Source organism: Actinophytocola xanthii (genome assembly GCF_001921205.1).
GTDB lineage: Bacteria > Actinomycetota > Actinomycetes > Mycobacteriales > Pseudonocardiaceae > Actinophytocola > Actinophytocola xanthii.
The window spans coordinates 55585-63479 of the sequence record NZ_MSIE01000061.1 but is presented as its reverse complement, the minus strand read 5'-3'; the positions used below and the strand labels follow the sequence as shown (position 1 = coordinate 63479).

The 7895-nt window shown below is 75.3% G+C and carries 5 protein-coding genes and 1 pseudogene; 5 read left to right on the top strand and 1 reads right to left on the bottom strand.

From position 1 onward, the window contains the following. Positions 1 to 1363, top strand: a pseudogene (locus BU204_RS29370) (hypothetical protein); the annotation flags it as partial. A 12-nt stretch (positions 1364 to 1375) separates the two neighbouring features. On the opposite strand, the gene BU204_RS29365 reads toward BU204_RS29370, so the two are convergent. Continuing rightward, positions 1376 to 2179 (bottom strand): dienelactone hydrolase family protein, encoded by an 804-nt coding sequence (locus BU204_RS29365; RefSeq protein WP_075129022.1) that lies wholly within the window; start codon positions 2177 to 2179, stop codon positions 1376 to 1378. A 63-nt stretch (positions 2180 to 2242) separates the two neighbouring features. On the opposite strand from BU204_RS29365, the gene glmS reads away from it, so the two are divergent. From glmS to BU204_RS29345, 4 genes are read left to right on the top strand one after another with little or no spacing between them, the layout of a single operon-like run. Then, complete coding sequence (glmS, locus tag BU204_RS29360) at positions 2243 to 4111, top strand: glutamine--fructose-6-phosphate transaminase (isomerizing) (protein ID WP_075129021.1); 1869 nt, start codon at positions 2243 to 2245, stop codon at positions 4109 to 4111. Between the two features lie 4 nt (positions 4112 to 4115). Next, the gene (locus BU204_RS29355) at positions 4116 to 5648 is read left to right on the top strand and encodes an NAD(P)H-hydrate dehydratase (protein WP_075129020.1); all 1533 of its coding nucleotides are present in this window, start codon (positions 4116 to 4118) and stop codon (positions 5646 to 5648) included. Next, complete coding sequence (gene alr / locus BU204_RS29350) at positions 5641 to 6756, top strand: alanine racemase (protein WP_143229835.1); 1116 nt, start codon at positions 5641 to 5643, stop codon at positions 6754 to 6756. The genes BU204_RS29355 and alr overlap by 8 nt, the downstream gene beginning before the upstream one ends. Further along, a complete protein-coding gene (locus BU204_RS29345) occupies positions 6753 to 7841 on the top strand; it encodes an alpha/beta fold hydrolase (protein WP_075129018.1) in 1089 nt (362 codons plus the stop codon). The genes alr and BU204_RS29345 overlap by 4 nt, the downstream gene beginning before the upstream one ends. The last annotated feature ends 54 nt before the right edge of the window (positions 7842 to 7895 follow it).

Sequence of the window (7895 nt, the reverse complement as noted above, 5' to 3'; positions counted from 1 at the left end):
TGCGTTGGAGGCTGTGGACTCTTTTTACGAGGAGTTGAACGGGTACCTCGCCGAGTACGAGAACGCGTTCGGCCAGGCGCCGACCCCCCAACCGGTCACCCAGCAGCCGGGCGCCGACGGGAACGGCGGCTCGTACAGCCCGCCGCCGTCGACCTCGGGCGGGGGATCGGGCTCCCCCGGGGGCCCTGCGGGGTCCTACGGCGGCCCCGGCGGCGGCGGCTCGCCGAGCGCGGCCGGCGGTGGCGGTGGCGGCGGGTCGGCACCCCCGCCGGTGAGCATGCCCCCGGTCAGCACCCCGCCCGGCACGACCGACCTGTCCGCCGGCGGTGGCGCAGGCGGCGCGGACTTCCCCTCGAGCACCCCGGCCGGCTCGACCAGCCCGCAGTTCGCCGGCCCCGGCGCCCTGCCCCCCGGCAGTACGGGGGCCGGCGGCGCCGGTGACCCGGGTGCGATCCCGGGCGGAGCGGGCTCTCCCGGCGCCATGATCCCGGGCGCGATGCCGGGCTCGTCGCTGCCCGGCGGCGCCGGCGCGCCCGGTGGCAAGGAGGTCACCATCCGGGACGGCAACCGCACCATCACCGTCGGCCAGCCCGACGCCCGCGGCCGCAGCCGGGTGACCGTCGACGACGGCGAGGGCGAGCCCGCGGAGTACGTCGTCGACTGGACCGAGGAGCCCGGCGAGGTACTCGAGGACGGTGTGATCCGTGCGGAGGACGGCAAGGCCGTGATCCGGGACGGGGACGCCGCGATCACCCTCGAGCAGCTCCCCGGCCCGACCGACCGCTTCTCGATGACCGTCGACGACGGCACCCCCGAGACCTACGACGTCGACTTCGGCCCCGACTCGGCACTGCCCGGCGGCTCGACGCCGAGGCTCCCCGACCTCACCCCCACCTCGAGCTTCGGTTCCGACCTCGGTGGCGGTGGCGGCGGGTCGTTCGGTGGCGGTGGTGGCGGTGGCGGCTCGTTCGGTGGCGGCTCGTTCGGCGGCGCGGACACGCCGGGCTCCTCGCTCCCGGGCGGCGGCGGTGGTCCAGGCGCTGGTGGTCCAGGGGCTGGTGGTCCGGGCGCCGGGGGTGCCGGCGCGATGACCGGTGCCCGTGCCCCGGAGGGCGAAGCCGGCCAGCGGCCGGCCGCGGCCGCCGCGGCGGGACCGGCGGCCGGAGCGGGCCAGCCCGGCGCGGTCGGCGGCATGCCGCTGGGCGGAATGTCGCCCGGCCAGGGCGGCGGCGACCAGACCCGGCAGAGCAAGTGGCGCACGACCGGGCAGCTGTTCGACGACCCCGACCCGGCCGCCAACTTCAGCGGCGTGGTCGGGCGGGACCCGGCGGAGAAGCCGGCCGAGAAGGCGCCGAAGCGCTGAGCGGCGCCGAGATCAGGGCAGGGCGGGCTCCAGCTCGATGACCGTCCCCTTGATCTCGGCGTCCAGCACCGCCTCGTAGCGGGTGTCCCCGGCGAGGTGCACCAGGAAGAACGCGGTCAGCAGGATCCTGGCCACCCGCTGGGAGGCGGACTCCGAGCTGCCGGGCAGCAGCAGGTTCGACCAGTGCCGGCCCTCGGTGAAGCCGAGGTGGGTGGCCTTGGTCACGGTCCGCAGCCGGGCCTCGCCAGCCCAGTTCGAGGCGATCAGGCCGGCGTGGCCCACGGCCGGGGCGATCTGGTCCCGCCCGGCGGCCAGGTGCAGCGCGGGCATCCCGCACCGGCTCGCGGCGTCGGTGGAGAACGGCTTGGTCTGGGTGGCCGCCAGCGTCGCCACCGCGCGCACCCGGGAGTCCTCCGCGGCCGCCAGCACGGCCACCCCGCCGCCGACCGAGTGCCCGGCCAGGCCGAGCTTCGCGGGGTCGACGCTGATCGCCCCGTCGCCCAGCCGGACACCCGTACACACGTCGAGGGCGGTACTCAGGTCGGCGGCGAACAACCGGTGCGAGGCCAGCGGGCCCACCTGCGTCCCCGGGGCGGCCACCACGAACCCCCAGGAGGCCAGGTGGCGCAACAGGCCGCGGTAGCGGACGGGCGGCTGGAGCCAGCCGTGCGCGAACGCGACGGCCGGCAGCCCGAGGCCGCTGGTCGGGGTGAGGACCACCCCGGGCAACCCGACGAGGGCCAGGTCGCCGCGCAGCACCCGGTGCGGCCCCTGCCGGGACAGCTCCTCCGCCAGGTGCTTCGCCTTGTTCGCCATGGTGGCGACCCTATCGAGGTGCGGTGGACGGCCGGCGCACGCACTCTGGTTACGCTCTGAAGAGTGTGCGGAATCGTGGGATACGTAGGTCATCGGCCGGCTCTCGACGTGGTCCTGGACGGTCTGCGACGGCTCGAGTACCGGGGGTACGACTCGGCCGGCGTGGCGGTCACCACAGGTGACGGCCTGGCCGTCGAACGCAAGGCCGGGCGCCTGGCGAACCTGGAGGCCAGGCTGGACGAGGTCGGCCGGGACGGATTCGCCGGCACCGCCGGAATGGGGCACACCCGCTGGGCGACCCACGGGGCGCCGGTCGACCGCAACTCCCATCCCCACCGGGACGTGACCGACCGGGTCGCGGTCGTCCACAACGGGATCATCGAGAACTTCGCCGCGCTGCGCGCCGAGCTGGAGGCGGCCGGCGTCGAGTTCGCCAGCGACACCGACACCGAGACCGCCGCCCACCTGGTCGCCCGCGCCTACGACGGGCTGGACGGCGGGAGCACCGCGGGGGACCTCCCGGCCAGCGTCCGGGCCGTCTGCCGGCGCCTGGACGGGGCGTTCACGCTGGTGTTCACGCACGTCGAGCAGCCGGACATGGTCGTCGCCGCCCGCCGCTCCTCGCCGCTGGTCGTCGGCCTCGGCGAGGGGGAGACCTTCCTCGCCTCGGACGTCGCCGCGTTCATCGAGCACACCCGGGACGCCGTCGAGCTGGGGCAGGACCAGGTGGTCACGATCACCCGGGACGGCTACCACGTCACCGACTTCCACGGCGAGGACGTGTCGACCCGGCCGTTCCACGTCGACTGGGACCTCTCCGCCGCCGAGAAGGGCGGCCACGAGTACTTCATGCTCAAGGAGATCGAGGAGCAGCCCACCGCTCTCGCCGACACCCTGCGCGGCCACTTCGTCGACGGCCGGATCATCCTCGACGAGCAGCGCCTGTCCGACCAGGACCTGCGCGACGTGGACAAGGTGTTCGTGGTGGCCTGCGGAACGGCCTACCACTCCGGGCTGGTCGCCAAGTACGCCATCGAGCACTGGACCAGGCTGCCCGTCGAGGTCGAGCTGGCCTCGGAGTTCCGCTACCGCGACCCGGTGCTCGACCGGGACACGCTGGTGGTCGCCGTGTCGCAGTCCGGCGAGACCGCCGACACGCTGGAGGCCGTGCGCCACGCCCGGGAACAGAAGGCGCGGGTCCTGGCGGTCTGCAACACCAACGGCGCGCAGATCCCGCGCGAGTCCGACGCCGTGCTCTACACCCACGCCGGTCCCGAGGTCGGTGTCGCCTCGACCAAGACCTTCCTGGCCCAGATCGCCGCGATCTACCTGGTGGGGCTGGCCCTCGCACAGGCACGGGGCACCAAGTACCCCGACGAGGTCGGCCGCGAGTTCGAGGAGCTGTGCGCGATGCCGGACGCGGTCGCCCGGGTGCTCAGCACCGTCGACCGGGTCCGGGAGCTCGGCCGGTCGCTGGCCGACGCGAAGGCTGTGCTGTTCCTCGGCCGGCACGTCGGCTACCCGGTGGCGCTGGAGGGCGCGCTCAAGCTCAAGGAGCTCGCCTACATGCACGCCGAGGGCTTCGCCGCCGGGGAGCTCAAGCATGGGCCGATCGCCCTCATCGAGGAGAGCCTGCCGGTCGTGGTCGTGATGCCGTCGCCGAAGGGGCGGGCCGTGCTGCACGCCAAGCTGCTGTCGAACATCTCCGAGATCCAGGCTCGCGGCGCCCGCACGATCGTCATCGCCGAGGAGGGCGACGAGACCGTGCGGCCCTTCGCCGACGAGCTGGTCGAGGTGCCCGCGGTCCCCACGCTGCTCCAGCCGCTGGTGTCGACCGTCCCGCTGCAGGTCCTGGCGGCCGAGATCGCCCGGGCGCGCGGCTATGACGTGGACAAGCCGCGCAACCTCGCCAAGTCCGTCACGGTCGAGTAGCGCCGTGTACGGGGTCTGGACGGTCGAGCAGATCAGGACCGCCGAGGACCGGCTGCTCGCGGTGACCCCGGACGGCGCCCTGATTCGCCGGGCCGCGTTCGGGGTGGCGACGCACGCGCTGGCGCTGCTGCGCGAGCGGACCGGAGGGGTCGCGGGTCGGCGGGTCGTACTGCTGGTCGGCTCGGGCAACAACGGCGGCGACGCGCTCTGGGCCGGCTACTACCTGCGCAAGCGGTCGGTCGCGGTCACCGCGTTGCTGCTGCGAGCGGACCGGGCCCACCCCGAAGGGCTCGCCGCCCTGCGCCGGGCCGGTGGCCGGACCGTCGAGGTCCCGGCCGAGGGAGCCGACGCCGAGGCCCTGGTGTCCGGCGCGGACCTGGTCGTCGACGGCATCGTCGGGCTGTCCGCGCACGGGTCGCTGCGCGGGGCGGCGCCGGCCCTGGTGGCGGCCGTCCGCGCGCCGGTGCTCGCCGTGGACCTGCCCAGCGGTGTCGACCCGGACACCGGCGCCGTCGAGGGCGACGCCGTCCGGGCGAGCGTCACGGTCACCTTCGGCGGCCGCAAGCCGGTGCACGTGCTCGGCCGGGGCCCGGCGCGGTGCGGCGAGGTGCGGCTGGTCGACCTCGGTCTCGACCTGCCCGAGCCGGAGCTGCGGGTGCTGGAGGCCGCCGACGTCGGCCGGCGGTGGCGGATGCCCGGCCCGGACGACGACAAGTACACCCAGGGGGTCACCGGGATCGCCGCCGGGTCCTCCACCTATCCCGGAGCGGCGGTGTTGGCCTGCGGCTCGGCGGTCCGGGCGACGTCGGGCATGGTGCGCTACGCCGGCTGGGCGGCCGACGAGGTGCGCTCCCGGTGGCCCGAGGTGGTCGCCACCGGATCGGTCGAGGACGCCGGCCGGGTGCAGGCCTGGGTCGTGGGACCCGGCCTGGGCACCGGCCAGGCCGGCCGGGACGTGCTCGCCGCCGTGTTCGACGACGGGGTGCCCACCTGCGTCGACGCCGACGGCATCAGCCTGCTCGCGAAGTACCCCGAGCTGTGGGACCGCCGCGACCCGGACGCCGCGGTCGTCCTGACCCCGCACGACCGCGAGTTCGCCAGGCTCGGCGAGCCGCTGGGGGTCGAGCTGGGACCCGACCGGGTCGCGGCCGCCCGGGCCCTGGCGGCCAGGACGAACAGCGTCGTGCTGCTGAAGGGGAACGCCACGGTCGTGGCCGACCAGGACGGCCGGGTCCTGGTGAACCCGGCCCGCTCGTCGTGGCTCGCCACCGCCGGGTCCGGTGACGTGCTCACCGGCCTGGTGGGGTCGCTGCTCGCGGCCGGCGAGGACCCCCTGTTCGCGGCGGCCTGCGCGAGCTGGGTGCACGTGCGTGCGGGCGAGCTGGCCGCCGACGGGGCGCCGATCTCGGCCGCGGACGTCCTCGGGACCATCCCGGCCGCGGTCCGCGAGGCGGTGCTGGCCGCCGGCCGCCGGCCCCCGCTCCACCGCCCCGAGGGGGCCACCGCCCTGTGCGACGATGAGCCCCGCCATGGCTGACCGGACACTGCCGCGGGCCGAGGCCCTCATCGACCTCGACGCGCTGCGGCACAACGTCGCGTTGCTCGTCGCGCGGGCCGCCGCGTCCGGGGCCGCCACCATGGCCGTGGTCAAGGCCGACGGCTACGGCCACGGCGCGCTGCCGGTGGCCAGGGCCGCCCTGGAGGCCGGCGCCACCTGGCTGGGCGGCTGCTCGCTCGCCGAGGCCCTCGCCCTGCGTGCCGGCGGGATCGACGCGCCGGTGCTCAGCTGGCTGGACACCATCGACACCGACCTCGCGCCCGGCATCGCCGCCGGCGTCGACCTCTCCGCGTCGAGCACGCGCGAGCTGGGAGCGATCGTCGAGGGCGCCCGGGCGGCCGGCCGCCGCGCCAGGGTCCACCTCAAGATCGACACCGGGCTGTCCAGGAACGGCGCCCCGGCCGCCGAGTGGCCGGCGCTGGTGGCCGCCGCGTCGGCCGCGCCCGAGGTCGAGCTGGTCGGGGTGTGGTCCCACCTGGCCTGCGCGGACGAGCCGGGCCACCCCTCGGTCGACCTGCAGGCCGCGCGCTTCCAGGAGGCGTGCCGGGTCGTCGACGGGCGGCCGCTGCGGCACCTGGCGAACTCGGCGGCCACGCTCGACCGCCCCGACCTGCACCTCGACCTGGTCCGGGTCGGCATCGCCATGTACGGGCTGAACCCGCTGCCGCGCCCGGAGGACCTCCGCCCGGTGATGACCTTCCGCTCCTCGGTCGCGCTGACCAAGCGGATCGCGGCCGGCGAGTCGGTCTCCTACGGGCACACCTGGACCGCATCGCGTCCCACCAACCTCGCGCTCGTCCCGGTCGGCTACGCCGACGGCGTGCCGCGGCTGCTGTCCAACCGCATGCAGGTGTGGCTGGGCGGGCGGCGCCGGCCAGTGGTCGGCCGGGTGTGCATGGACCAGATCGTGGTCGACTGCGGGGACGACCGGGTGCCGGTCGGTGAGGAGGTCGTGCTGTTCGGCGACGGATCCCGGGGCGAGCCGACCGCCACCGAGTGGGCGGACACGATCGGCACGATCGACTACGAGATCGTCACCGGCATGTACCGGCCGCGGGTCGCGCGCACCTACCTGGGTGTGCGGTGACCGTGTCGAAGAAGGTCGGCGCGCTCGTCGGTGCCGCGATCGGTGTCGCGGCCGCGGGTACGGCCATCGCCGTGGGTGTCGCCCGCCGCCGGCACACCCCCGAGGACCAGTACGCCGACGAGCCGCTCGGCCGGTTACCCGCCGACCGGACCAGCAGGGTGCTCACCGACGACGGGATCGCGTTGTCGGTCGAGGAGGTGGACCCGGCCGACGGTGGCCGGCCGGAGCTGACCGTCGTACTGGTGCACGGCTTCGCGCTCTCCCGGCGTTCCTGGCACCTCCAGCGCCGCGCGCTCGCCCGGCTGACCGAGCCGCGCGTGCGCCAGGTTCTCTACGACCACCGCAGCCACGGGGAGTCCGGTCGCGCCTCGGAGCCGTCCAGCACCATCGACCAGCTCGGCACCGACCTCGGCGAGGTCATCGACCGGACGGTCCCGGCGGGCCCGATCGTCCTGGTCGGACACTCGATGGGGGCGATGACGGTCATGGCGCTGGCCGAGCAGCGGCCGGACCTGTTCGCCGACCGCGTCTGCGGCGTCGCGCTGCTCGGCACCTCGGCCGGCGAGATCGGCCGCAGGGGCCTGCCGCGGCCGCTGCTGTCCCGCTACAACCCGGTCACCCGCAACCTCGGTCGCCTCGCCGACTGGCAGCCCGGCCTGGTCGAGCTGGTGCGTGCGGCTGGCGGGCACCTCACCCGCCGCGGGGCGCGCACGCTCGCCTTCGGCGACCGCGACGTCAGCCCGGCGCTGGTCGACTTCCTGGTGGAGATGCTCGACGCCACCCCGGTCCGGGTGCTCGCCGACTTCGTCAACACACTTGGCACGCACAACCGCTACGCCGCGCTCGCCGGCCTCAAGCACGCCCGCGTGCTGGTGCTCAGCGGCGACGCCGACCGGCTGACCCCGTTCTCCCACGCCGAGCGGATCGCCGTCGAACTGCCCGACGCCGAGCTGGTGCGGGCGTCCGGGGCCGGCCATATGGTCATCCTCGAGCAGGCCGACCTAGTCAACGACCACCTGCTACGCCTGCTGCGCGACTGCGCACCGGGGTACGGGCAGGATCGCGGAAACGGCGGCCCGCGGTGAGCCACAGGTCCGCCTCGAGAACCGTCACCTCAGGGGAACGTGACGGAAGCCAGC